Annotated in this window: 19 protein-coding genes; 13 read left to right on the forward strand and 6 right to left on the reverse strand. The window is 62.1% G+C overall.

Annotated features, from left to right (window positions below):
* The coding region (locus CSZ94_RS20555; protein ID WP_258001113.1) for a transposase family protein at positions 1-206 on the reverse strand (206 nt) is incomplete at its 3' end.
* Between the two features lie 282 nt (positions 207-488).
* Here CSZ94_RS20555 and CSZ94_RS20560 point away from each other — a divergent pair.
* From CSZ94_RS20560 to coaD, 5 genes are all read left to right on the forward strand, one after another.
* The gene (locus CSZ94_RS20560) at positions 489-965 is read left to right on the forward strand and encodes an Hsp20 family protein (protein ID WP_102123230.1); all 477 of its coding nucleotides are present in this window, start codon (positions 489-491) and stop codon (positions 963-965) included.
* A gap of 266 nt (positions 966-1,231) precedes the next feature.
* A complete protein-coding gene (locus CSZ94_RS20565) occupies positions 1,232-2,746 on the forward strand; it encodes a Do family serine endopeptidase (RefSeq protein ID WP_102123231.1) in 1,515 nt (504 codons plus the stop codon).
* Between the two features lie 31 nt (positions 2,747-2,777).
* Positions 2,778-3,437, forward strand: coding sequence for a response regulator (locus tag CSZ94_RS20570; protein WP_102123232.1), 660 nt, complete (start codon positions 2,778-2,780; stop codon positions 3,435-3,437).
* A 2-nt stretch (positions 3,438-3,439) separates the two neighbouring features.
* Positions 3,440-4,774, forward strand: a complete 1,335-nt coding sequence (locus CSZ94_RS20575; RefSeq protein WP_102123233.1) for an ATP-binding protein — start codon at positions 3,440-3,442, stop codon at positions 4,772-4,774.
* Between the two features lie 94 nt (positions 4,775-4,868).
* Positions 4,869-6,017, forward strand: a complete 1,149-nt coding sequence (gene coaD, locus CSZ94_RS20580) for a pantetheine-phosphate adenylyltransferase (RefSeq protein ID WP_102123234.1) — start codon at positions 4,869-4,871, stop codon at positions 6,015-6,017.
* Between the two features lie 36 nt (positions 6,018-6,053).
* Here the strand turns inward: coaD and CSZ94_RS20585 are convergent, their stop codons facing one another.
* Complete coding sequence (locus CSZ94_RS20585) at positions 6,054-8,252, reverse strand: OsmC domain/YcaO domain-containing protein (RefSeq protein WP_102123235.1); 2,199 nt, start codon at positions 8,250-8,252, stop codon at positions 6,054-6,056.
* 162 nt (positions 8,253-8,414) lie between these two features.
* On the opposite strand from CSZ94_RS20585, the gene CSZ94_RS20590 reads away from it, so the two are divergent.
* The gene (locus CSZ94_RS20590) at positions 8,415-8,804 is read left to right on the forward strand and encodes a GNAT family N-acetyltransferase (protein WP_219726034.1); all 390 of its coding nucleotides are present in this window, start codon (positions 8,415-8,417) and stop codon (positions 8,802-8,804) included.
* A gap of 74 nt (positions 8,805-8,878) precedes the next feature.
* On the opposite strand, the gene CSZ94_RS20595 is transcribed toward CSZ94_RS20590, so the two are convergent.
* Entirely contained in the window at positions 8,879-11,281 is a 2,403-nt protein-coding gene (locus tag CSZ94_RS20595; protein WP_102123237.1) for a TonB-dependent receptor plug domain-containing protein, read from the reverse strand.
* A gap of 165 nt (positions 11,282-11,446) precedes the next feature.
* The gene (locus CSZ94_RS20600) at positions 11,447-12,232 is read right to left on the reverse strand and encodes a PhzF family phenazine biosynthesis protein (RefSeq protein WP_102123238.1); all 786 of its coding nucleotides are present in this window, start codon (positions 12,230-12,232) and stop codon (positions 11,447-11,449) included.
* 97 nt (positions 12,233-12,329) lie between these two features.
* Between CSZ94_RS20600 and CSZ94_RS20605 the strand changes: the two genes are divergently transcribed.
* Positions 12,330-15,476, forward strand: coding sequence for an error-prone DNA polymerase (locus tag CSZ94_RS20605; protein WP_102123239.1), 3,147 nt, complete (start codon positions 12,330-12,332; stop codon positions 15,474-15,476).
* A 39-nt stretch (positions 15,477-15,515) separates the two neighbouring features.
* A complete protein-coding gene (locus tag CSZ94_RS20610) occupies positions 15,516-15,995 on the forward strand; it encodes a GNAT family N-acetyltransferase (RefSeq protein ID WP_258001114.1) in 480 nt (159 codons plus the stop codon).
* On the opposite strand, the gene CSZ94_RS20615 is transcribed toward CSZ94_RS20610, so the two are convergent.
* The gene (locus CSZ94_RS20615; RefSeq protein WP_374703596.1) at positions 15,996-17,405 is read right to left on the reverse strand and encodes an FAD-binding oxidoreductase; all 1,410 of its coding nucleotides are present in this window, start codon (positions 17,403-17,405) and stop codon (positions 15,996-15,998) included. It abuts the gene before it with no gap.
* A gap of 186 nt (positions 17,406-17,591) precedes the next feature.
* On the opposite strand from CSZ94_RS20615, the gene CSZ94_RS20620 reads away from it, so the two are divergent.
* From CSZ94_RS20620 to CSZ94_RS20640, 5 genes are all read left to right on the forward strand, one after another.
* Positions 17,592-18,512 (forward strand): ChaN family lipoprotein, encoded by a 921-nt coding sequence (locus CSZ94_RS20620; protein WP_102123240.1) that lies wholly within the window; start codon positions 17,592-17,594, stop codon positions 18,510-18,512.
* A gap of 116 nt (positions 18,513-18,628) precedes the next feature.
* A complete protein-coding gene (exbB, locus tag CSZ94_RS20625; RefSeq protein ID WP_102123241.1) occupies positions 18,629-19,375 on the forward strand; it encodes a tonB-system energizer ExbB in 747 nt (248 codons plus the stop codon).
* A gap of 3 nt (positions 19,376-19,378) precedes the next feature.
* Positions 19,379-19,807, forward strand: a complete 429-nt coding sequence (gene exbD, locus CSZ94_RS20630; protein ID WP_102123242.1) for a TonB system transport protein ExbD — start codon at positions 19,379-19,381, stop codon at positions 19,805-19,807.
* Positions 19,804-20,583, forward strand: coding sequence for an energy transducer TonB family protein (locus tag CSZ94_RS20635; RefSeq protein ID WP_102123243.1), 780 nt, complete (start codon positions 19,804-19,806; stop codon positions 20,581-20,583). The genes exbD and CSZ94_RS20635 overlap by 4 nt, the downstream gene beginning before the upstream one ends.
* A gap of 39 nt (positions 20,584-20,622) precedes the next feature.
* The gene (locus CSZ94_RS20640) at positions 20,623-22,878 is read left to right on the forward strand and encodes a TonB-dependent receptor domain-containing protein (RefSeq protein ID WP_102123244.1); all 2,256 of its coding nucleotides are present in this window, start codon (positions 20,623-20,625) and stop codon (positions 22,876-22,878) included.
* A gap of 57 nt (positions 22,879-22,935) precedes the next feature.
* Here the strand turns inward: CSZ94_RS20640 and CSZ94_RS20645 are convergent, their stop codons facing one another.
* Positions 22,936-23,340, reverse strand: a complete 405-nt coding sequence (locus CSZ94_RS20645) for a PRC-barrel domain-containing protein (protein ID WP_102123245.1) — start codon at positions 23,338-23,340, stop codon at positions 22,936-22,938.
* Between the last annotated feature and the right edge of the window lie 89 nt (positions 23,341-23,429).

Raw genomic sequence — 23,429 nt, forward strand, 5'->3', positions numbered from 1 at the left:
ATGCCGTTGGCAAACGGCAGATGTTGGCGCAGCCAGTCGAGCTTCGTTTCGCTCCACTCGACAACCGTCGTCCAACTCTCAGCGCCACTGATGACGGCGCAGATCGCCGCCAGCAGCAACTCGTCGAATCGATAGGGGCATTGCCGCGCACGTGGGTCGTTCAAGTCATCGAATGCTGCCACTAAAGAGATCGGTTCGTTTGCCATTTACGCGTCCAAATACCGAGAGTAAACGCCTTTCTCAACGTGTTTACAAGCAATATTTCACCCTATCGTCACTCCGAGCACCTACCCTTCATGCAATCGCCCTGATGCAAGCCCCTTGGGCTGGCCGTGTAAAAATTTCTTACAAATTTAGCGATGTCTGGGGCACTTTTCGCCGATTTCAAGGCCTTGAAGGCCGCTTGATCGTCCTTAGATTGGGTAGCAAGCGGATGCTCACGGTGAGGTCCGCCCCTCTTATCGCTTCATTTGAAAAGGATATTTATCATGCGTACTTTTGACCTTGCTCCCCTGTATCGTTCCGCCATTGGCTTTGACCGCCTGGCACAGCTGCTCAACGAACAGCGCGCCGATGCCCAGCCCAGCTATCCCCCCTACAACATCGAACTGGTGTCGGACGATAAATACCGCATCGTGATGGCATTGGCCGGTTTCTCGCGCGAAGAGATCGACATCATCACGGAACGTGACTCGCTGCATGTCACGGGCCGCAAGCAGAAAGATGGCGTCGAGCGCACGTTCTTGCACCGCGGCATCGCTGCCCGCGATTTCGAACAGCGTTTCCAGCTGGCCAACCATGTGAAGGTCACGGGCGCCACGTTTGAAAACGGCATGCTGACCATCGACCTGGTGCGTGAAGTGCCGGAAGCGCTGAAACCGCGCAAGATCGAGATCGGCACCGGCAGCGACACCCACGCCACCGCCGCTAACGTGAATGCGCTGGAACAGCGCCAGGCAGCCTGAGCTGAGCTGAGCTGACCCCCGCGCCCCTCGGGCGCCCGGGCAGCCAGGAGGGTACCCTCCCATGCAGTAAAATACTGGCCGGTTGATCCGGCCAGTGTCACGTCCAGGCCCTGTATGCCCCTCCATAGCCCGCCATGCGGAACGCTGGATTAAGCGATGCTTAAAGGCGCCAACGCCTGTTTCCAAATGGAAAAATGTTAAGCACCGCCTAAGACTCGTGGCCCACTATTGCATACATCAAAATCTCATTGAATGAGGAGCAATTCATGGAACAGCAAACGAATACCGCATCGCTGAAAATCAAACGCACCGTAGCCGCGCTGGCCGCGATCGGTGTGCTGGGCGCCGGCGGCGCCATGGTGATGCATCAGAACAATGCCGGCGCGAATGTCGCCGCTGGCGCGCCCGCCCCCACCGTGGCTGCCACCGTGGCGCCTGCCGCTGCCGCGCCCTTGGTGGCCTTGCCTGATTTTAGCCAGATCGCTGCGCGCAACAGTCCGGCCGTCGTCAACATCAGCGTGACGGGCAGCACCAAGGTGGCGTATGACCCATCGGCCCAGGCCGGCAACGATGACTTCGGCAACGACCCTTTCTTTGAATTCTTCCGTCGCTTCCAGGGGCCGCAAGGCGGGCAGCGCGGTGGCCGCGACGTGCCCACGCACGGCCTCGGTTCCGGCTTCATCGTCAGCCCGGACGGCGTCATCATGACGAATGCCCACGTGGTGCGCGATGCGCGCGAAGTGACCGTCAAGCTGAACGACCGCCGCGAATTCCGCGCCAAGGTGCTGGGTACCGATCCGAAGACCGATATCGCCGTGCTGAAGATCGACGCCAACAACCTGCCCATCGTGCCGCTCGGCCATTCGAGCGAGCTGAAAGTGGGCGAGTGGGTGCTGGCCATCGGTTCGCCATACGGCTTCGACAGCACGGTGACGGCGGGCGTGGTCAGCGCCAAGGGCCGTTCCCTGCCAGACGACAGCAATGTGCCGTTCATCCAGACCGACGTGGCAGTGAACCCCGGCAATTCGGGCGGCCCCCTGTTCAATACACGCGGCGAAGTGGTCGGCATCAATTCGCAGATTTACAGCCAGACGGGCGGCTTCCAGGGCTTGTCGTTTGCCATCCCGATCGACCTGGCCGGCCGCATCAAGGACCAGATCGTCGCCACGGGCAAGGCCAGCCACGCCAAGCTGGGCGTGACGGTGCAGGAAGTCAACCAGGGCTTTGCCGATTCGTTCAAGCTGGCCACGCCGGAAGGCGCGCTGGTGGCCAACGTCGAACGGGGTAGCCCGGCCGACAAGGCAGGCCTGAAGTCGGGCGACGTGGTGCGCAAGGTGAATGGCCAGCGCATCATCGGCTCGGCCGACCTGCCCGCGCTGGTGGGCACGTCCTTGCCAGGCGACAAGATCAGCCTCGATGTCTGGCGTGACGGCAAGATCGTCGGCCTGACGGCGACCTTGGGCAATGCAGCCGACAAGGTGGCCGAGGTGGCGAAAAGCGACAGTGCGGCCGGCAAGGTAAAGCTGGGCCTGGCCCTGCGTCCCTTACAATCGGATGAAAAACGCGAGGCGGGCATCAGCGCCGGCCTGCTGGTGGAAGACGCAGGCGGTGCGGCGGCGAATGCCGGAGTGCAGCCGGGCGACGTGCTATTGTCGGTGAATGGCCGCCCCGTCAACACGGTCGAGCAGGTGCGCGATGTGGTGGAAAAATCCGCCAAGTCGGTGGCCTTGCTGATACAGCGCGGCCCGGACAAGATCTTCATCCCCGTGCGTTTGGGTTGAAAACGAGAATAACGAGATAGAGAGGCAAGCCATGCGCTTATTGCTGGTAGAAGACGACACGATGATAGGCGAGGTGGTGCTCGATTTGCTGCGCGCCGAGCATTACGCGGTGGACTGGGTCAAGGATGGCGACATGGCCGATACGGCACTGCAAACGCAAACCTATGACCTGGTGCTGCTGGACCTGGGCTTGCCCCGCAAGGATGGCCTCGACGTGCTGCGCTCGATGCGTTTGCGCAAACTCGACACCCCGGTGCTGGTGGCCACGGCGCGCGACGCCGTCGAACAGCGCATCGCGGGCCTCGACGCGGGCGCCGACGATTACGTCTTGAAGCCGTATGATCTCGACGAACTGCTGGCGCGCATACGTGCCCTGCTGCGGCGCGCCTCGGGGCGGCCGGAACCGATCTTCGAGCACCAGGGCGTGAGTATCAATCCGCTGACGCGCGAAGTGATCGCCGAGGGCCAGCCCGTCAACCTGTCGGCGCGCGAATGGGCCGTACTGGAAGCCTTGATCGCGCGCCCTGGCATCGTGCTGTCGCGCGCGCAGCTGGAAGAAAAACTGTATAGCTGGAAGGATGAAGTCAACAGCAATGCCGTGGAAGTGTATATCCATGGCTTGCGCAAGAAGCTGGGCAGCGATTTGATCCAGAACGTGCGCGGCCTCGGTTACATGGTGCCCAAGGCATGAGGATGAAGGTCACGGTGACGCACTCGCTGCGCGGCCGCCTGCTGTGGTTTTTGCTGGCGGCCATCATCATGGCGGCCCTGGCGCAGGCGTCGATCGCCTACCGCAGCGCCCTGTACGACGCCGACCAGATTTTTGACTATCACATGCAGCAGATGGCCCTGTCGCTGCGCTCCGGCGCACCGCTGGCCAATCACGCGCAAGCCTTGCCGGCCGACCCCGTCAACAACGACATGGTGGTGCAGGTGTGGACGCCGGACGGCGTGCAGGTGTTTCGTTCGATCACGCGTGCGGAATTGCCGCAGCGCGCCGTGCTGGGCTTTTCCAACGTGAAGGCGAACGGCACCACTTACCGCATCTTTTCCGTGCAAACCAGTTCCCAGACCGTGCAGATCGCCCAGGATATGGCCGTGCGCAAGCGCATGGCCGGCAGCCTGGCGTTGCGCACAGTCGGCCCCATTGCCCTGATGGCGCCGATTCTGATGCTGGTCGTGTGGTGGGTCGTCAGCGGTTCGCTGGCGCCCGTCTCGCGCGTGCGCAAGCAGGTGGCGGCGCGCCAGGCGGACGATCTGTCGCCCGTCTCGGAAGCGGGCTTGCCCGACGAAGTGCGCCCTCTGGTGCATGAATTGAACCTGCTGTTCGGCCGCGTAAAAACGGCGTTCGACGCGCAGCAGCATTTTGTCGCCGACGCCGCGCATGAATTGCGCACGCCGCTGGCGGCCCTGAAATTGCAGGTGCTCAGCCTGGAACGGGCCGAATCGGAAGAAAAACGCAGCCTGGCGATTTCCCGCGTCAGCGCCGGCATCGAAAGGGCCACGCGCCTGGTCGAGCAGCTGCTGGTGCTGGCGCGCCAGGAAGCGAGCGCCGCCAGCGGCGACCAGCTGCAGGCGGTGGACTTGAACGATGTCGTCAAGCGCGCGCTGGGCGACATGGCCGGCATCGCGCAGGCGCGCAAGATCGACCTGGGCTTGCACCACATGGACCCGGCCAAGGTGGCGGGCCAGGCCGACGCGCTCAATATCATGCTGCGCAACCTGGTCGACAACGCCATCAAGTACACGCCGCAGGGCGGCACGGTCGATATCGACCTGCGCGCCAGTCCCGTCGGCGTGACCTTGTCCGTGGAAGACAACGGTCCCGGCATCCCGCCCGAGGAGCGCGAGCGCGTCTTCAGCCGCTTTTACCGCGTGCCCGGCACGGACGCCAACGGCAGCGGCCTGGGACTGGCCATCATCAAGGCCATCGCCGAGCGCCACGGCGCGCGCCTGGTGCTCGATAGATCCGAGCGCCTGGGTGGCCTGTGCGTGCGCGTGGAATTTCCGCAAGCCGTGAAAAAATAATGTCTTGACCATGATCTTTGGCATGTTGCATTGACGCGCGCGCCGCTGGCATATATTGTCTGCGCAATAAGCAATCAAGCAAACGGAGCGCAGCATGCAGAAGATCGGCTTTTCAGGAACGCTAGACCCCATCACCAATGGCCACATGTGGGTGATCGGCGAAGCACGTTCGCTTGCCGACGAGGTGATCGTCTTCCTGTCGCAAAACCCTGCCAAGAAACCGCAATTTCCCGCCGAGGACCGCAAGCGCATCATCGAGCAGAGCGCGCGCGAGTGCGGCTGGGAGAATGTGCAGGTGGTTATCGTCAAGGGCGACTACACGGCGCGCGCGGCGAAAAAGCATGGCTGCGATTACCTGATCCGCGGCATCCGCACGACAGCCGATTTCGACTATGAAAACCTGATCCAGCAAACGAATGTGGACGTGCTTGCCGGCGCCAAGACGATTTTCGTCATGCCGCCGCGCGACCTCGGCTCCGTCAGCTCCAGCTTCGTCAAGGCGCTGGAAGGCCCCGTGGGCTGGAACTGGACCATGAAGAAATTCGTCCCCGGCCCCGCCTACCAGGCGTGGATACTCGACTGCCTGCGCAAGGAGTGGGAAGCGCTGTGGAATTACGCCACCGCCTCGCAAGCGGACATCGCGCTGGCTGACCACTGGTTCGCGCATCTGACGGGGCCGCAGGCGTATGGCGGCACGGACCGTCACTATCACAACCTCGACCACCTGGTGCACGGCCTGTCGGAAATCCGCGTGTGGGCCGACAATACTTATGCGCCCAAACGCGATAGCGCGCTGCTCAAGAAAGCCTTCTGGTTCCATGACGCCGTCTACAGCCACGACGAAGACGCCCTGTATTCCAGCGAAGAGGCGAGTGCCCAGCTGTGGCTGTCCAGCGGCCTCGATGCCGGGGACAACCTTGATGTGGCGCAATTGATACGCGCCACCGACCATTTCCAGGGACCGGGCATCAGCCACGCGCTGAAGGATGCCATGCTCAGCGCCGACCTGGCCATCCTCGGGCAGGACGAGGAAGTGTATCAAGCCTATACGCAAGCCATCGGCCTTGAATACGCGCATGTGGACCCCGCGCGCTTCAACGAGCAGCGGGGCCTGGCCTTGCAGCATCTGTGCGCCAAGGCGCAGGCGGGACAGTTGTTTGGCGATGCGTATTTCGCCGACCAGTACAATGAGCGGGCGATAGCGAACATGCAGAAAGAGATTGCGGCGCTGGCCGGCGGCTGAGCGCCGTCAGCCGCTCGCCAGTCCTGATTTGCCGTCCTAGCGGCTTGCCGCCTTGGCGCGTGCCGCGTGCAGCTTTTTGAAGCTGTCGATCAGGCGCTGGTGCCTGTCGAGTCCTTCCAGTTGCAGGCTGGTCGGGGCCAGGCCGAAGAAGCGCACGCTGCCGTCCACCGAGCCCAGCACCGCGTCCATGCGGGCGTCGCCAAACATGCGGCGGAAATTGACGACGTAATCGTCCAGCTCCAGCTCGTCATCGAGTTCCACTTCCAGCACCACGTTCAAGGCTTGATAAAACAGTTTGCGTTCGAGCGTGTTGTCGTTGTACTGCAGGAAGGTTTCCACCAGCTCTTTGGCTTCTTCGAATTGCTGCAAGGCGAGATGAATCAGCAGCTTCAATTCCAGGGTCGTCAGCTGGCCCCACACGGTATTTTCATCAAATTCGATGCCGATCAGGGTGGCGATGTCGCCGTACTCGTCGAGCTCGCTGTTTTCCAGGCGCTCGAGCAGGTCTTCCAGGCTGGCATCGTCCAGCTTATGCAGGTTCAGGATGTCGGCGCGGAACAGCAGCGCCTTGTTGGTGTTGTCCCAGATTAAATCTTCGACCGGATACACTTCCGAATAACCGGGCACGAGGATACGGCAGGCGGTGGCGCCCAGCTGGTCGTACTCGGCCGTGTACACTTCCTTGCCCATGTCGGCGAGGATGCCGAACAGGGTGGCCGCTTCCTCGGCATTCGAGTTGTCGCCGTGGCCGGAAAAATCCCACTCGACAAAGTCGTAATCGGCCCTGGCGCTGAAGAAGCGCCACGAGACGATGCCGCTGGAATCGATGAAGTGTTCGACGAAGTTATTCGGCTCGGTGACGGCTTCGCTGGCAAAGGTGGGCTGCGGCAAGTCGTTCAAGCCTTCAAAACTGCGCCCTTGCAGCAATTCCGTCAGGCTGCGTTCGAGCGCCACTTCCAGGCTCGGGTGCGCGCCGAACGAGGCAAACACGCCGCCCGTGCGCGGGTTCATCAGGGTGACGCACATCACCGGGTACACGCCGCCCAGCGACGCATCTTTCACCAGCACGGGGAAACCCTGTTCTTCCAGCCCCTGTATGCCGGCCAGGATGCCCGGATACTTCGCCAGCACTTCCTGCGGCACGTCGGGCAGGGCGATTTCGCCTTCGAGGATTTCGCGCTTGACGGCCCGTTCGAAAATTTCCGACAGGCATTGCACCTGCGCTTCGACCAGGGTATTGCCGGCGCTCATGCCATTGCTGACATACAGGTTTTCAATCAGGTTGGACGGGAAATACACGACCTCGCCATCGGACTGGCGCACATACGGCAGCGAGCAGATGCCACGCTCGGCATTGCCGGAGTTGGTATCGACCAGGTGCGAGCCACGCAGCTCGCCATCGGGGTTGTAGATCTCCAGGCAATATTCGTCGAGAATCTCCTTCGGCAGTGCATCCTTGCGGCCCGGCTTGAACCAGCGCTCGTTCGGGTAATGCACGAAGGGCGCGTTGGCGATGTCCTCGCCCCAGAACGAACCGGCGTAGAAATGGTTGTTGCTGAGCCGTTCGATATACTCGCCCAGGGCCGACGCCAGCGCGCTTTCCTTGGTCGCACCCTTGCCGTTGGTGAAACACATGGGCGAGTGCGCGTCGCGGATATGCAGCGACCACACATTGGGAATGATGTTGCGCCACGAGGCGATTTCAATCTTGATGCCCAGGCCCGCCAGCAGGCCCGACATATTGGCGATGGTTTGTTCCAGCGGCAAATCCTTGCCGACGATATAGGTGCTCGCGCCCGGAGCCGGATTCAAGGTCAGCAAGGCCTGTGCATCGGCGTCCAGGTTCTCGACTTCTTCAATGACGAACTCTGGCCCCGCCTGCACCACTTTTTTCACCGTGCAACGGTCGATCGAGCGCAGGATGCCCTGGCGATCCTTGGCTGAGATATCGGCCGGCAATTCGACCTGGATCTTGAAAATCTGTTGGTAACGGTTTTCCGGATCGACAATATTGTTTTGCGACAGGCGGATATTCTCGGTGGAAATATTGCGCGTATCGCAATACAACTTCACGAAGTATGCGGCACACAGTGCCGATGATGCCAAAAAGTAATCGAACGGGCCAGGCGCCGAGCCATCGCCCTTGTAGCGGATGGGCTGGTCGGCGATGACGGTAAAATCGTCGAACTTGGCTTCGAGACGCAGCTTGTCAAGAAAGTTGACTTTAATTTCCATGAGGTAATCCAATACTGTGCTTATGAGTTAGCCGCTATTATCCGTGCTTTCCGCCGCAGGGCAAACATTGTTCACTGCGGCTGTGCTGGCTGAGCAATCCCATTGCGAAGGTAAGCGTTATCAACCAGAAAAGGAAAGAAGGCCGTCCCCATGCAAATTTCCATGAATGATGTGATCGCTGAGCAAGAAGTGATAGCCATCTACAAGGCCAATCATTGGTCGTCCGCAGAAAAACCAACAGAATTGATGGCCGCACTGCGCAATTCCCACAGCCTGGTGACGGCCCGCGTAGATGGCAAATTGATTGGCATCGGCAATGCCATTTCCGATGGCTATCTGGTTGTCTACTTCCCGCATATGCTCGTCGATCCGATGGCGCAAGGGCAAGGCGTGGGCAGAAAGATGATGGCTGCCATGCTGGAAAAATACGCGGGGTTTCACCAGCAAATGCTGACAGCGGACGGCAAGGCCATCGCGTTCTACGAATCCGTGGGCTTCGTGCGCGCAGGAAAAACAGAGCCCATGTGGATCTATGCAGGCGATGAGCATTGAATCGTGATGCCGACATAAAACACAGCGGCTGCCCATGCTGGCGCAGCCGCTGTCTTTTCAGGTGGATACGGTGATCAGAACTTCACCCACAGCCGTCCGAAATGCGAGGCGCCGTTCAGGCCGAACTGCACGCTGTCGTATTTGAAACCGTTGTCCGTTTCATCCGCGTTTTGCGTGGTCGGCTTGACGTTGAAGATATTGTTGCCGCCAAAGGTCAGCTTGGTATTTTTGTTGATACTGTAGGTAAAGCTCAGGTCGGCCGAGGTCTTGGCCGCATAATGGGCGTTGGGTACGCCGGCGGCCGTGCCGCTGAAGGTGCCCAGGGTTTGCGGGCCAAAATAAATGATGCGCAGGTCCGATTCCAACTTGCCCGTGATGTAGTCGAAGCCCAGCGTGGCTTTCGCGCGGGGGCCGCCCTGTTCGATGAACAGGCGTTCGCGCTCGGACAGCAAGACATCCTCGAAGCCCGTCAGCGAGGCGGGTGTCTTGACTTTCGTCACTTCCGTTTTGCTCAAATTCAAGGCCAGGAAGGTATGCAGGCGGTTGCCGGCCAGCTCGCCCTTGTGCGTAGCCGTCAGGTCCAGTCCGCGCGTGCGCGTGTCGATGGAGTTGACGAAGAATTGCGCCTCGCCCACGCCCAGCAGGGTCAGGCGCGCTGCCAGGTACGGATAGTTGTCGGCATTGAAGCGGCCCGACAGCACGATGCGGTCCTTGATCTTGATATTGTACAAGTCGGCCGTGACGGAAATAGCTTGCGTCGGCGTCCAGGTGGTGCCGAACGTGAAGCTGGTGGATTTTTCCTCTTTCAGCTTGGGAATGCCGGCCGCGTTGGCGACGCTGCCGCCGTTCGGTGCCAGCACCACGTCGGTGGGCACGCCGCCGATGAAGTCGGTGAAGGTGGACGAGAAATACACTTGCTGCAAGGATGGCGCGCGGAAACCCGTGCTGGCCGAGCCGCGCAGCAGCACGTTCGGCGCCACTTTATAGCTGGCAGCCAGCTTGCCCGTCACGGTGGAGCCGAAATCGCTGAATTTTTCATAGCGCAGGGCCGCCTGGGTTTTCAGGCGTTCCGTCCAGTCCAGTTCCACATCGGCATACGCGGCGATGCTGTGGCGTTTGGCCTTGGTGGCGTCGCCGGGCTGGAAGCCGGGAAAGCCCTGGCTGCCTGCATTGCCGCCCACGCCCACGCCGTCGGCGTCGCTGTAGGAGCCCGGTTCGCCGGCCATGATCTTGTATTCCTCGCTGCGGTATTCGGCGCCGAAAGCCACGTTCATGCCGCTCATCACCGTGTCGTAAAAACGACTGAAATCGGCGTTGCTGGTCAGCTGCTGGAACGAGAAGCCGCCCGCGTCGTAGCTGCTGGCGCTGACGCCCTTGCCGCCGTTTATCAGGTCGAGGTTGGCAATCGAGGCGTTCAGGGTATGGCTGATGTCGTAGCGCATCTTGTTGTCGCCATAGGTTTGCGAAAAGTCAGCATGCCATTCGCCGATCTGGCTGCGGTGGCCGATGGTAGCGTACTGGTCGTCGATCTTGCCGTTAATGAAGGGTACGAAGCCGTCCGGATACATGGCGGCGGAATTGCGCGACGGAATGTCGTCGCTGCCGATGCCGCCCCGGCCAAACGCGGCGCTCGATGCATCGCGCGTCTGCGCGCCGGCCGTGAAGTACAGCTTGCCTGTGGCGCTGGTGGCGTAGTCGCCATTGATGTACAGGGTTTTGTTCTTGGCCTTGGTATCGCCGATGATGCGCATGCTGTCCGCGTCGGCCCGGTTCGAGCGGCCCCGGTCCAGGTATTCGCCCGTGATGGCAAGCGTGCCCTTGTCGCCCAGCGCGATGCCGCAATAGGCGGACGTCATGTAGTTCTTGCCGTCGCCGGCCGAATACTGGCTGTAGCCGGCCACCGCTTCGCAACCCAGGCTTTTCTTCAGTTCGATGTCGATTACGCCGGCAATGGCGTCCGAGCCGTACTGGGCGGCGGCGCCGTCGCGCAGCACTTGTACGTTCTTGATCGCCAGCAAAGGAATCGCATTCATGTCCGTGCCCGTGTTGCCGCGGTTGCGCGCGCCAAACAGATTGACCAGGGCCGTCGTGTGGCGCCGCTTGCCATTCACCAGCACCAGGGTCTGATCGGAGCCGAGGCCGCGCAGGGCGGCAGAATCGACGAGGTCGGCCCCGTCGGCGCCCGTCTGGCGCGTGGAATTGAATGAGGGCGAGATGTATTGCAGCGATTGCGCCAGGTCAAACTGACCACCTTGTTCTGCCACCCTGGAAATCGGAATGATATCGACCGGCACCATAGTATCGGTGGCGGAACTGGTGACCCGGCGCGAGCCGACCACGCTGACCGTTTGCACGGGACCATCGGTGGCGCCCGCTTCCGTGGTCTGGGCCATGGCGGCGGGACTGAAGGCGGCCAGGGCGGCGCTGCCGTGCAGGCTGATGAGAACGGCTTTACGCAAGGTGGTGAGGGTCGGCACGCAGTATCTCCAAGTGGTATTGTGACTTGATTTTAGTGCCATCATTTCAGCATTCACCAGCGATACTTTGTTTTGTTGTTACAAATTTTCTGTAACTGTTGTTTCCTGGTTGATTATCTTTTCGCCATTGCCTGGCTTGCCACGTACTGGTGCAATATGCCCCGTTCAGGTGCTGCGTTGCACCATTCCGCCTACCCAGATTGCCTGCGCGCTGTATTGCACGTCGATCAAACACGGTTGCTGCGTCACGTGGCCCTGATGCAGGCGCAGCGACTGTTGCAGATGCGCTGCCAGCGCGCCGGCCGCCACGCCCGTGGCACTGTCTTCCAGCGCCGGGTCGAGGTGGTTGAAGTTGCGCCCCTCGTACGCGTGCTCGCCCATGCGGCAATACGCATAGCAGCCATTGACTTGATGCAAGGCGCTCCAGTCGGCGATCAGTTCCAGGTTCGGCCGCAGCGCGCGCAGGGTGGTGCTGTCGGCCACTTCCAGCAGCAGCTTCGGGCTGCCGACGGAGGCGATGACGGCTGGCGACAGCAAGTGCATGTGCTGGCCCATGAGTTCCGACGGGATATATTTTTCCACGCTGACGGCAGGTGCCGGTTGCGGCGCCAGGCCGATGAACAGACCGGCTGCGCGGCGTACCAGTTGCAAGGCTTGCCCGCGCATGGCGGTCGTCACCGTCAAAATTGCCGGGGCGTCAGGCGCCGTCAGCAGCACATGCGCGGCCGCCAGGGTGGCGTGCAGGCACAGGGGGCTGCGCGTGTGCGGATAAAAATAGTCGAGCACGATGCCGCCGTCCGCTTGCCGGTCGATGAAGACGCAGGCGCTGACCTGGTGTTCGTGGGCGAAGGCCTGGCGCGCCGTTGCGCTGCCGTGCTCGTTTTCCACGACCAGCGCCGCATTACCGCCACCGGGTGCGGCGCCGAAACATTTCAGAAGTTGGACGATCATGGCGGTCAAGGCAAAAGGTAAAACACCAGCATAAACGATAAGCCCGATTCCAGATGAGTATAATATACTGTGTTTATATACAGTATTGAGGTAGATCATGTGGGGCGCAGTCTTACCCGAGTATGCTGAGTTGTACTGTCTGAGCAATTTCACCTTCCTGCATGGGGCCTCGCATGCGGAAGAGCTGGTGGCGCGCGCCGTCCAGCTCGGGTATCACGCGCTGGCCATTACCGACGAGTGTACACTGGCGGGTGTCGTGCGCGCCCATGCAGTGGCCAAGCGGGCCGGTTTCCCTTTGATTATCGGCGCGCATTTCCATTTGACGCAGGCCGACGGCAGCGCGGCGCTGTCCCTGCTGGCGCTGGTGCAAGACCGCGATGGTTACGGCAACTTGTCGGAACTGATCACCATGGCGCGCACGCGGGCGGCCAAGGGACGTTATTTGCTGACGCCCGATGATTTCGCCGCACCCTTGCCGGAGTTTGCCCATTTGCGGGGGCTGCCCGGCTGTCTGATGATCTTGCTGCCCAGCTATCCGGCCCGACCCGAGACGCTGCGCGCGCAGGGCGCGTGGATGGTGTCCACCTTTGGTAGCGAGCGCAGCTGGATGGGCCTGAATTTGCTGCAACGGGCGCAGGATGACGCCCACCGCAGCGCCGTGCAGGACGCCGCGCAGGCGCTGGGCTTGTCCGTGGTGGCCGTCGGCCATGTGTGCATGCATGTGCGTTCGCGTAAACCCTTGCTCGATACCCTGTGCGCGATACGCGTGGGCAAGCCGGTGAGTGAGTGCGGCTATGCGCTGGCGCAAAATGCGGAGCAGCATCTGCGCGCGCGCTTGCGCCTGGCCAATGTGTATCCGCCGCAAGCGTTGGCGGAAACCGTGCGCATCGCCAAGCTGTGCAAATTTTCCCTCGACAGCTTGCGCTATGACTATCCCGACGAGCTGGTGCCGCACGGCCACACGTCGGCGAGCTATTTGCGTGAGGAAACGTATGCGGGCGCGCGCATCCGTTTTCCTCTGGGTATTCCGGTCAACGTGCAGGAGCAGATCGAGCACGAGCTGGAACTGATCGCCGACCTTTCCTACGAGCCGTATTTTTTGACCGTGTACGACATCGTACGCTTTGCACGCGGGCAAAACATCCTGTGCCAGGGCCGGGGCTCGGCCGCCAACTCGGCTGTCTGCTATTGCCTGCACATCACGGAAGTGGACCCGGCGCGCGGTAATTGCCTGGTCGAACGCTTCATGTCGCGCGAGCGCAACGAGCCGCCCGATATCGACGTCGATTTCGAGCATCAGCGGCGCGAAGAGGTGATTCAATATATCTACGGAAAATATGGCCGCGAGCGGGCCGCGCTGGCCGCGGTGGTGATCAGCTACCGGCCGAAAAGCGCCTTGCGCGACAGCGGCCGGGCGCTGGGGATCGACCTGGACATCGTGGAAAAGGTGGCCAAGGCGCATCGCTGGTTCGACGGCAAGCGCGATCTGCTGGAGCGCCTGGCCGAATGCGGTCTCGACCCGGAAGCGGCATTGTCGCAGCAGTGGGCGAGCCTGGCGCAGCAGCTGCTGGGCTTTCCCCGCCATTTGTCGCAGCATCCGGGCGGCTTTGTCATCGCTCAGGGAAAATTATCGCGCCTGGTGCCGATTGAAAACGCCAGCATGGCCGAGCGCAGCGTCATCGAATGGGACAAGAATGACCTGGAAGAACTGGGCTTGATGAAGGTCGACGTGCTGGCGCTGGGCATGTTGTCGGCCTTGCGCCGCGCCCTGGAGCTGGTGAGTGCGCGGCGCGGCGAGCAATTCCGCCTGCAAGATATTCCCGCCGAAGACCCCGCCACCTACGACATGATGTGCCAGGCGGATACCATCGGCGTGTTCCAGATCGAGTCGCGCGCGCAGATGAGCATGCTGCCTCGGCTGCGTCCCCGTGAATTCTACGACCTCGTCATCGAGGTGGCGCTGGTGCGCCCCGGTCCCATCCAGGGCGGCATGGTGCATCCGTATTTGCAGCGGCGCCAGCAGAAGGAGGCCGTGGTGTTTCCCAAGGGCTTGCAAAAGGCGCTGGGACGCACGCTGGGCATCCCCATCTTCCAGGAACAGGTGATGCAGGTGGCCATCATCGCCGCCGATTTCACGCCCGGCGAGGCGGACCAGTTGCGGCGTGCCATGGCGGCCTGGAAACGCAAGGGCGGCATGAACAATTACAAGGAACGCATCGTCGAAACGATGGTCAAAAATGCGTATGAGCGGGAGTTTGCGGAAGCCATCTTCAGCCAGATCGAGGGCTTTGGCGAATATGGTTTTCCCGAGTCGCATGCGGCCAGTTTCGCCCTGCTGACCTACGCCAGTTCCTGGCTGAAATGCCATGAACCGGCCGCCTTTCTGTGCGCCTTGCTCAACAGCCAGCCCATGGGCTTTTACAGTCCCTCGCAACTGGTGCAGGATGGTCGCCGGCATGGCGTGCAAGTGCTGCCCGTCGATGTGGCCGTCAGCGGCTGGGAGGCGGCGCTGGAAGAAGCGGGCGAGCCGTGCGCCGCGCCCGCTGTGCGCCTGGGCTTGAACAGTCTGTTCGGCATGCGCGCGCAGGCCGCCCAGCGCATCGAGGATGCACGCGCCATCGCCGCCTTTGTCGACGTGGCCGACCTGGCGCGGCGTGGCGGCCTGGACCGGCATGACTTGCAGGTGCTGGCCGCCGGCAACGCGCTGCACGGGCTGGCCGGCCACCGGCGCGCGGCGCTGTGGCAGGCGGCCGGCGCCGTGCCCGACAAGGATTTGCTGCGCTCCACCACACCAGAGGAAGACTTGCCCGTGCTGGCCGCTCCCACGGAAGGCGAAAGCATCGTCAGCGATTACCGTTCGCAAGGCCTGACCCTGGGCCGCCACCCGCTGGCGCTGCTGCGCAAGTCATTGCTGGAACAGCGCTTCCTGCCCGCGTCCGCGCTTGCCAGCTACACCAATGGCCAGCTGGCGCGCGCTTGCGGCATCGTCACCGTGCGCCAGCGCCCGGGCACGGCCAAGGGCGTGATCTTCATGACACTGGAAGACGAAACGGGCACGGTCAACGTCATCGTCTGGCCGGACCTGGTGGAAAGCCAGCGGCGTGAAGTGCTGAGCGCGCCCCTTCTGGGCGTGTATGGCGTGTGGCAGCGTGAAGGGCAGGTGTGCAACCTGGTGGCCAAGCGCCTGGTCGACATGTCGCATTTGCTGGGGCGTTTGAGGACCAGCAGCCGCGATTTCTGTTGAGAGTTGCCGACGGGGAGGAGGGCATGGCATTATTTGACTATGACAACATTATCCGAACCGATCATGCGTCCCGCCCTGGTCGCCGACGCGCCCGCCATCGTCGCCCTGATCGACGACTTGATGCCCTTTTTGACCTTGCACCCCGATGGCGCGGGGGCGGAAAAGTTCATCGAACACTGCCGCCAGCCGGCCATCGAAGGCTATCTGTCCGATGCCCGTTATGCCTACCAGCTGGCGCATCTCGACGGCGAACTGGCTGGCGTGGTGGCCATGCGCGACAACACGCATGTGTTCCACATGTTTGTGCCGCGTGCCCTGCACCGGCGCGGCATGGCGCGCCGTTTGTGGCAGGCCGCCCGCGAGGCGTCGCTGGCCAGGGGCGGCGTGACGGCATTTACCGTCAACTCCTCGGCCTACGCCTTGCCCCTGTATGAACGCCTGGGCTTTGTCGCCACGGGACCGAAGGTGGAGACGGGCGGCATCGCGTTTGTGCCGATGCGCATGGCGTGGACGGCCTGATTACCAGCGCACGATCTTGCCCGGATTCATGATGTTCTTCGGGTCCAGCGCGTGTTTCAAGGCGCGCATGGTGTCGATGGCGCCTGCACCATGTTCTTCCACCAGGAAAGCCATCTTGTGCATGCCCACGCCGTGCTCGCCCGTGCAAGTGCCGTCCATGCCGATGGCGCGCGTGACCATGTCGCTGTTGACCTTTTCCGCGCGGGCGATGTCGGCGGGGTCATCGGGGTCGACCAGCATCTGCACGTGGAAATTGCCGTCGCCCACGTGGCCGATGATGGCATAGACCAGGCCCTGCGCCTCGCAATCGGCCTTGGTGGCCAGGATGCATTCGGCCAGGCGCGAAATGGGCACGCAGCAATCGGTGGAAATGGCGCGGCTGCCGGGGCGCATCTGCCGCAGGGCGAAATACGCGTTATGGCGCGCAGCCCACAGGCGCGAGCGCTCTTCGGGGCGGCTGGCCCACGCGAAATCGCTGGCGCCGTGCTCCGCCGTGATGGCTTGCACCAGCTGCGCCTGCTCGGCCACGCTGGCTGGCGTGCCGTGGAATTCAAACAGCAGCAGCGGTTTCTCTGGCAACGCCATCTTGTCGTAAGCGTTGATGGCTTTGACGCCGTTTTCATCGAGAAACTCGACCCGCGCCACAGGAATACCCATCTGGATGGTCTGGATCACGGCGTTGACGGCTTCGCCCGTGCCGGGGAACGAGCACACTGCGGCCGAGATCGCTTCGGGCAGCGGATACAGTTTGACCGTCACTTCCGTGATGATGCCCAAGGTGCCCTCGCTGCCGACAAACAAGCGCGTCAGGTCGTAGCCGGCCGAGGATTTTTTCGCCCGCGTGCCCGTCTTGATGATGCGGCCATCGGCCGTCACCACCGTCAGGGCCAGCACGTTTTCGCGCATGGTGCCGTAGCGCACGGCGTTCGTGCCCGAGGCGCGCGTGGCCGCCATGCCGCCGACGGACGCATTGGCACCCGGGTCGATGGGGAAGAACAAGCCCGTGTCACGGATTTCTTCATTGAGTTGCTTGCGCGTCACGCCCGCCTGCACGGTGGCCGTCAAGTCTTCAGCATGCACCGCGACCATGGCGTTCATTTGCGACAGATCAATCGTCACGCCACCATGCAGGGCCAGCACGTGGCCTTCGAGCGAAGTGCCACTGCCATAGGCGATGACGGGCACGTCGTGCGCGCTGCACAGCTTGACGGCGGCAGCTACTTCCTCGGTGGAATGGGCGAAGATGACGGCGTCCGGCAATATGGGCGGATAGCTCGACTCGTCGCGGCCATGGTGTGCGCGCATGGCTTGCGTCATGGAAAAGCGGTCGGCAAAGATCAGGGAAAGTACGGCAGCAAGGGATGCGGGCAGCGGTTTTTTCAGTACCGCCAACTGGTCAGTTTGATTCACGCGAGTCCTCCGTTTTTTTTATTCTACTCCGCGCCCGGGGATTTCACCGAAGCACTATGTTGATTTTTGCCAGTTGTAAAAAAATCTGCATGATGTGCCATGCATTTATTATAAATGAGAATCATTTACATTAAAATGCCCGCCTGTACCTATTACAATGCGCGCTTTACCTGAAAGGCCATACCCATGAAATTCCCCCTGTCCGTCGCCGCCGTCCTGCCCGCCTGCGTGCTGGCGCTGAGCGCCTGCAGCAGCGTCGCACCGGCCACTGGCACGGCTGCCGCCACGACCGTCGCGCCTGCTTCTACGCAAGACCTGCGCCAGTTGGGCGAGATCGTCGACCTGCGCAGCGGCCAACGCTTGAGCGCCGAGCAATTGCTGGTCCAGCTGGCTGCCGCCCCGCGTGTGATCATCGGCGAGCAGCATGACCAGCTCAGCCATCACCGGATCGAGCAATGGCTGCTGCAGCAATTGCAGGGACAGCGTCCGCAAGGCAGCGTACTGCTGGAAATGTTGAATCCGGACCAGCAAGCCAAGGTGGACAAAGTCAAGCCGTGGCTGCAGACGGACCCCGTCGTGCGTCCCGAGCACGTGGCCGAGCTGCTGGCCTGGCAACCGAGCTGGAAGTGGGCGCAATATGGCGACCTGGTCCTGACGCTGATGCGCGCGCCGTATCCCGTCTGGTCGGCCAACCTGGACCGCAGCGAAATCAAGCAACTGTTTGTCGACCAGCCGGCCGTGCAGGGCAAGCATTCCAACCTGGCCAACGATGGCAAGGTGCATGACAAGCTGAAAGACATCATCCGCGTCATGCATGACAACCAGATCGACGCGCCGCGCCTGGCCGCCATGCTGTCGGTGCAGCAGCAGCGCGACCGCCGCATGGCCGAGCGCCTGCTGGCCGCGCCCGCGCCAGCCGTGCTGATCGCCGGCGCCTACCATGCGCACAAGGACCTGGGCGTGCCGCTGCACGTGCAGGACTTGACGGGCGGCCCGGCGCCGCTGGTGCTGGTGCTGGCGCAGCGCGGCGCCACGGTGCTGGCACCGCAGGCGGACTTCGTGTGGTACACGCCGGTTGCGGCAGCTGCCATCGCCGGCGCCAAGTAAGGCGTTTCACCTCTCCCCCAACAAGCTTCTTCGCAGCAGCCAGGTAGTCCGTCCGATTTTTTGCATGCGCGTGCGCGCCGTTGGCGCAGCCATGCCTGTCAACTACTGAAGCTTCCATGCGTATACCTTGTATCAAAGCCGCCAGCTGCGGCATCGTTCTTTCCCTGTTTCATGTCACGGCGCAAGCGTCCGCGCTGCCGCACGACATGTCGCCGCTGGGCATGTTTTTCGCTGCCGACCAAGTGGTGAAAAGCGTGCTCATCGGCTTGTTGAGCGCCGCGCTGGCCACCTGGGTGGTCTTGCTGGTGAAGGGCGCCAGCTTGCTGCAAGCGCGGCGCGCGGCGGCGCTGGCCGTCGCCGTGCTGAAGACGGCCACGTCCTTGCCGGATGCGGCAGCAAAGAGCGGGGCGTCTTTTCTGGCGCAACGGTTGCTCGATGATGTGCAGCAGGAACTGAGCTTGTCGCACGCCTATGCGCCGGCGGCGGCGCTGAAAGAGCGGGCCGGCTTTCGCCAGGAACAATTGATCGCGCACAAGGTACGCAGCATGACGCAAGGCATCGGCCTGCTGGCCAGCATCGGCGCCGTGGCGCCGTTTGTTGGCCTGTTCGGCACCGTGTGGGGCATCATGAACAGTTTTATCGGCATCGCCGTCAGCCAGAGCACGAATCTGGCCACCGTCGCGCCGGGCATCGCGGAAGCCTTGCTGGCGACGGCCCTGGGCCTGGTGGCGGCGATTCCCGCCGTCGTCATTTATAACGTGCTCAGTCGCGGCATCAACCAGTACAAGGCGCAGCTGCGTGCCGCTTCGGCGCAAGTGCTGCTGATGCTGAGTCGCGACCTCGACACGCGCCAGCAGGCTTGAAGCATGGCATCCCTGTTTCCATCACCGGACGACGATACGGCCGACATGCCGGAATTGAGCGAGATCAATGTCACGCCCTTCATCGACGTGATGCTGGTGCTGCTGATCATTTTCATGGTGGTCTCGCCGCTGGCCACCGTCGACTTGAAGATCGACTTGCCGGCCGCCACGGCCAAGCCCGAGCCGCGTGCCGAGAAGCCGTTGTTCGTTTCCTTGAAAGCCGATCACAGCCTGTATCTGGGCGAGGCGCCCGTCGCGCGCGCGCAACTGGGCCGTCTGCTCGACGCCGAAACGGGCGGCGATCGCCAGCGCACGCTGTTTTTCCAGGCCGACAAGCAAGCCGCGTATGAAGATGTGCTGGGCGTGATGGATGCCTTGCGCCAGGCCGGCTACCTGAAAGTGGGACTGGTCGGCCGGGAGGGCGGCGGGTGAGTCCGCGTCCGATATTGAGCTGGGGCATCGCCACGTCGTGGGTGGTGACCGCCGCGCTGGCCCTGCTGTTGTGGGCGGCCTGGCAGCCTGTCAGCGTCGCGCCCGCTAATCCGGCCGCCAGCGTGATGCTGGTGTTTGCCGCGCAAGCGATGTCGCCGGAGACACAACAGGCGGCAGCAGCAGGGGCGCGCCAGTCGGCCGCCTCCGGCGCCGCCCGGCCACCGAAGAGCACGACCCGGCACGAGGCGCTGCCCGTGCTGGCGCGTGCCTCCGCGCCGCAGATCGTCGCCGCGGAAAAAGAGGCGAAGGCAGAAACCGCTCCGTCGCCAGATCCCGGCAAGGATGCAGCCAAGGAAGCGTCATTGCCCGCGCAGGCCAGCAGCAGCGCCACGCCGGCGCCAAGCCCCGTACGCGGTCCGCAGGCGGCGCCGTTCGACAGCGACACGCCAACCGCCAGCGCGGCGCCCGCCAGTTGGCAAAGCCGGGTGCTTGGTCATCTGGCCCATTTCAAGCGCTATCCCGGTGACGCGCGTCAGCGCAAGCGGGCCGGCGCCGCCTGGGTGCGCTTCCAGCTGGACCGCGACGGCAAGCTGCTGGCCAGCGAATTGATCACGTCATCGGGCACGGTGCTGCTCGACCGCGAAGCGCTGCAAGTGCTTGAGCGCGCGCAACCGTTGCCGGCGCCGCCCGCCAGCGTATTGCATCAAGGCACGGTGACGGTGACCTTGCCCGTGTCGTTCAAGCTCGATGCCGAGAGCGGCCACGGCGTCAGCTGATTTTTCGCATTTTTCAATCACATAAGAAATCGAGGGTGTATGACTATCAAGACAATGGCGCATGCCGTGGGCGTGTGCATGGCGTTGCTCGCGCAACAGGCGTGGGCGCAAGAAAATACCGGCGGCAAGGTCGAGCTTTCGCCGCTGAATGTATCGGGCGAGGCTGTTTCGGCCGAGCAGCAGGCGCTGGAAAAACCGGGCGCCGTCAGCGCGCGCGGACCGGACACGCGCTTGCAGCCGGTGGACCAGATCGTGCGCAGCATGCCGGGCACGTTTACCCAGATCGATCCGGCGCAGGGTGCCGTCAGCGTCAACATTCGCGGCTTGTCGGGTCTGGGCCGCGTCAACATGATGGTCGATGGCGTGAGCCAGAACTATTATGGCAGCGCGCCCTCGTCGGTCTCGCACGGCGGCGTGCCCAGCAGCCAGTTCGGCGCCTTGATCGACCCGAACTTCATCATCGGCGTGGATGTGTCGCGCGGCAATGTCATCGGCGGCGACGGCGTCAATGCGCTGGCCGGCAGCGCCAATTTCCGCACCATCGGCGTCGATGACGTGGTGTTCTCTGGCCAGAAAACGGGGGCGCGCAGCAAGCTGTCGTCAGGCAGCAATGGCGTGGGGCGCAGCGCCATGCTGGCCGTGGCCATGAAAAACCCCGCCTTCGATGGCGGCAGCGTGGGCTTCATGGCCGCCACCAGTGCCAGCGTAATCGGCAACAACTACAAGAATGCCAAGGGCGTCAACAGCGAAGAATTTGGTTTCGGCTATAACCGCTATTACAAGCAAAAGCCCAAGTCGCAACTGCTCAAGCTGGACCTCACATTGAGCGATTTTCACTCTTTGGAACTATCGGCGCGCGATTACCGCAGCACGTTTACGCGCCGCGACATCCAGAGCGATGATTACTACGTCAAATATCACTACACGCCGTTTTCGGAATTGATCGACCTCAATATGGTGGCCAGCAGCAGCCGTGGCAGGCAGAAATACATGCCCGAGGCGCTGACCAATTTCATCAACACGAATGCGGCCAACCGCGCTGATGCCTTCGATATCAACAACACCAGCAGCTTCAAGCTGGCCGGCGGCGATGCGCTGGTGACCGTCGGCGGCAAACTGATGCGCAACAAATACAGCAAGCACGTGGAAAGCCTGGTTTACGATCCCGACAACCCCGAGGCGAACCAGCAATCGATTGAAAACAATACCTTCGGCCCCGAGGGCGTGCAAAAGATCAGCAGCCTGTATGCGGGCCTGCAATACAACCGTGACATCTATCAAGTCAATGCCGGCCTCAACTATACGAGCTTCGAGCTGACGGGCTACAAGCCTGCCTGCGATCTGCGCGTGCAGTGCTTCCCGCAAGGCGCGTCACGCATTGCGCTGAAAGAACACGGCGTGTATCCTTCGCTGATGCTGTCGGCCCAGGTCGCGCCGTGGTTCCAGCCGTTTGCCAGTGCCGAGCGCACCATGCGCGGCCCGAATCCGCAGGAAGTGTTTTTTTCCAACGATGGCGGCGCTTCCATGAACCCCTTCCTGAAAGGGGAGCAGGCGACGACTTACCAGTTGGGCTTCAATTCCAGCCTGCATGGTTTGCTGAGCAAGAATGACGTGCTGAACTTCAAGGCCCTGTATTTCAAGAGCAAGATCGACGGCTATATCACCAGCCAGTCCTTCCTCGTGTGCGACAGCGGCCGCAAGTGCAATATCGCGGAAGTGATCGCCAAGGATTGGCAGAATGTGGATGAGTACGTGACGAATATGTATATCTACATCAACTCGGCCACGCCCGTGTATACACGCGGCTGGGAACTGGAAGCGCAATATCAGCTGGGGCCGGCCTATGCGCGCCTGTCGTACACGCGAGAAACGACGCGCCAGCCCACCTCGATCGCCAGCGCCTGGTTTGGCGTGGCCGACATCAGCGAGCTGCCCAGCGTGTATTACAACCTCGACGTGGGCACGCGCTTGCTGGACAATAAACTGGAAGTGGGCGCCATCCTCAAGCACACGGGTTCGTATCGTCGTTTGTCGCCGGAGAATGCGGCCGATGAGGTAACGGGCGAAGTGCTCAAAGCCGACAATCCGAAGATCCCCGCCGTGGTGGACCTGTATGCCAGCTACCAGGTCAGCAAGAATCTGTTCCTGCGCCTGTCGGTGCAGAATGCCATGAACAAGGATTTTTCGGAAGCGCTGAACCGACTGAACTCGATGCCGTCGCAGTCGCAAGAGAATACGCCGCTGAGCACGGCGCGGGGCAGGACGTATGTGGCGGGGCTGGAGTACCGGTTTTAACAAGGTGAGGCAACCACCCCAGTGCCAGGCGCCGGGGCGGTTGCTGCGAAAAGCTGACTATTCCCGCGGGGTGGTGCCGTAATAGCTGTGAATCGAGTTCACCCACGTCGTATCGGCCATGTTCGGCCAGTTATCCGTGTCGAAGCCGGGGGCGTTTTCGATGCGCTCCTTGTCGACGTTGAGCGTGAAGCGCTTGTTGACGGTGTCGAGCAGCAGCGCTTCCCAGGGCACGGCGAACAGCTTTTCACCGATGGTGAAGACACCGCCGTGCGACATGACGGCATAGGCAATCTTGCCGTTGCGCATGTCGATCATGATTTCCTTGATTTCGCCCAGGTGTTCATCCTTGGCGTTGTGCACATGGTCGCCGATCAGGGTGTCGGCACCCATCAGTTCAGGGCCGGGACCTTTGTGGCCGTGGTTGACATACATGCCGTAGGCGTCGCGTTCTTCGTAGCTCATGATGGACCTCCGTTGAAAAATCCCAGTCTGCCGCCAGTGCGCGGCAGGGTCTGTTCGCTCGCCCACACAAAATAAGGAATTGGAAATAT

Origin of the sequence: Janthinobacterium sp. ROICE36, from assembly GCF_002869965.1 — a bacterium.
Taxonomy (GTDB): Bacteria; Pseudomonadota; Gammaproteobacteria; order Burkholderiales; family Burkholderiaceae_D; genus Janthinobacterium.

Coding starts and splice junctions, on each gene's coding strand:
- coaD (WP_102123234.1), top strand. CDS start 4,869: ATGCAGAAGATCGGCTTTTCAGGAACGCTAGACCCCATCACCAATGGC.
- CSZ94_RS20605 (WP_102123239.1), top strand. CDS start 12,330: ATGTGGGGCGCAGTCTTACCCGAGTATGCTGAGTTGTACTGTCTGAGC.
- CSZ94_RS20585 (WP_102123235.1), bottom strand. CDS start 8,252: ATGGAAATTAAAGTCAACTTTCTTGACAAGCTGCGTCTCGAAGCCAAG.
- exbB (WP_102123241.1), top strand. CDS start 18,629: ATGCGTATACCTTGTATCAAAGCCGCCAGCTGCGGCATCGTTCTTTCC.
- CSZ94_RS20560 (WP_102123230.1), top strand. CDS start 489: ATGCGTACTTTTGACCTTGCTCCCCTGTATCGTTCCGCCATTGGCTTT.
- CSZ94_RS20620 (WP_102123240.1), top strand. CDS start 17,592: ATGAAATTCCCCCTGTCCGTCGCCGCCGTCCTGCCCGCCTGCGTGCTG.
- CSZ94_RS20600 (WP_102123238.1), bottom strand. CDS start 12,232: ATGATCGTCCAACTTCTGAAATGTTTCGGCGCCGCACCCGGTGGCGGT.
- CSZ94_RS20610 (WP_258001114.1), top strand. CDS start 15,516: ATGACAACATTATCCGAACCGATCATGCGTCCCGCCCTGGTCGCCGAC.
- CSZ94_RS20570 (WP_102123232.1), top strand. CDS start 2,778: ATGCGCTTATTGCTGGTAGAAGACGACACGATGATAGGCGAGGTGGTG.
- CSZ94_RS20565 (WP_102123231.1), top strand. CDS start 1,232: ATGGAACAGCAAACGAATACCGCATCGCTGAAAATCAAACGCACCGTA.
- CSZ94_RS20575 (WP_102123233.1), top strand. CDS start 3,440: ATGAAGGTCACGGTGACGCACTCGCTGCGCGGCCGCCTGCTGTGGTTT.
- CSZ94_RS20645 (WP_102123245.1), bottom strand. CDS start 23,340: ATGAGCTACGAAGAACGCGACGCCTACGGCATGTATGTCAACCACGGC.
- exbD (WP_102123242.1), top strand. CDS start 19,379: ATGGCATCCCTGTTTCCATCACCGGACGACGATACGGCCGACATGCCG.
- CSZ94_RS20590 (WP_219726034.1), top strand. CDS start 8,415: ATGAATGATGTGATCGCTGAGCAAGAAGTGATAGCCATCTACAAGGCC.
- CSZ94_RS20640 (WP_102123244.1), top strand. CDS start 20,623: ATGACTATCAAGACAATGGCGCATGCCGTGGGCGTGTGCATGGCGTTG.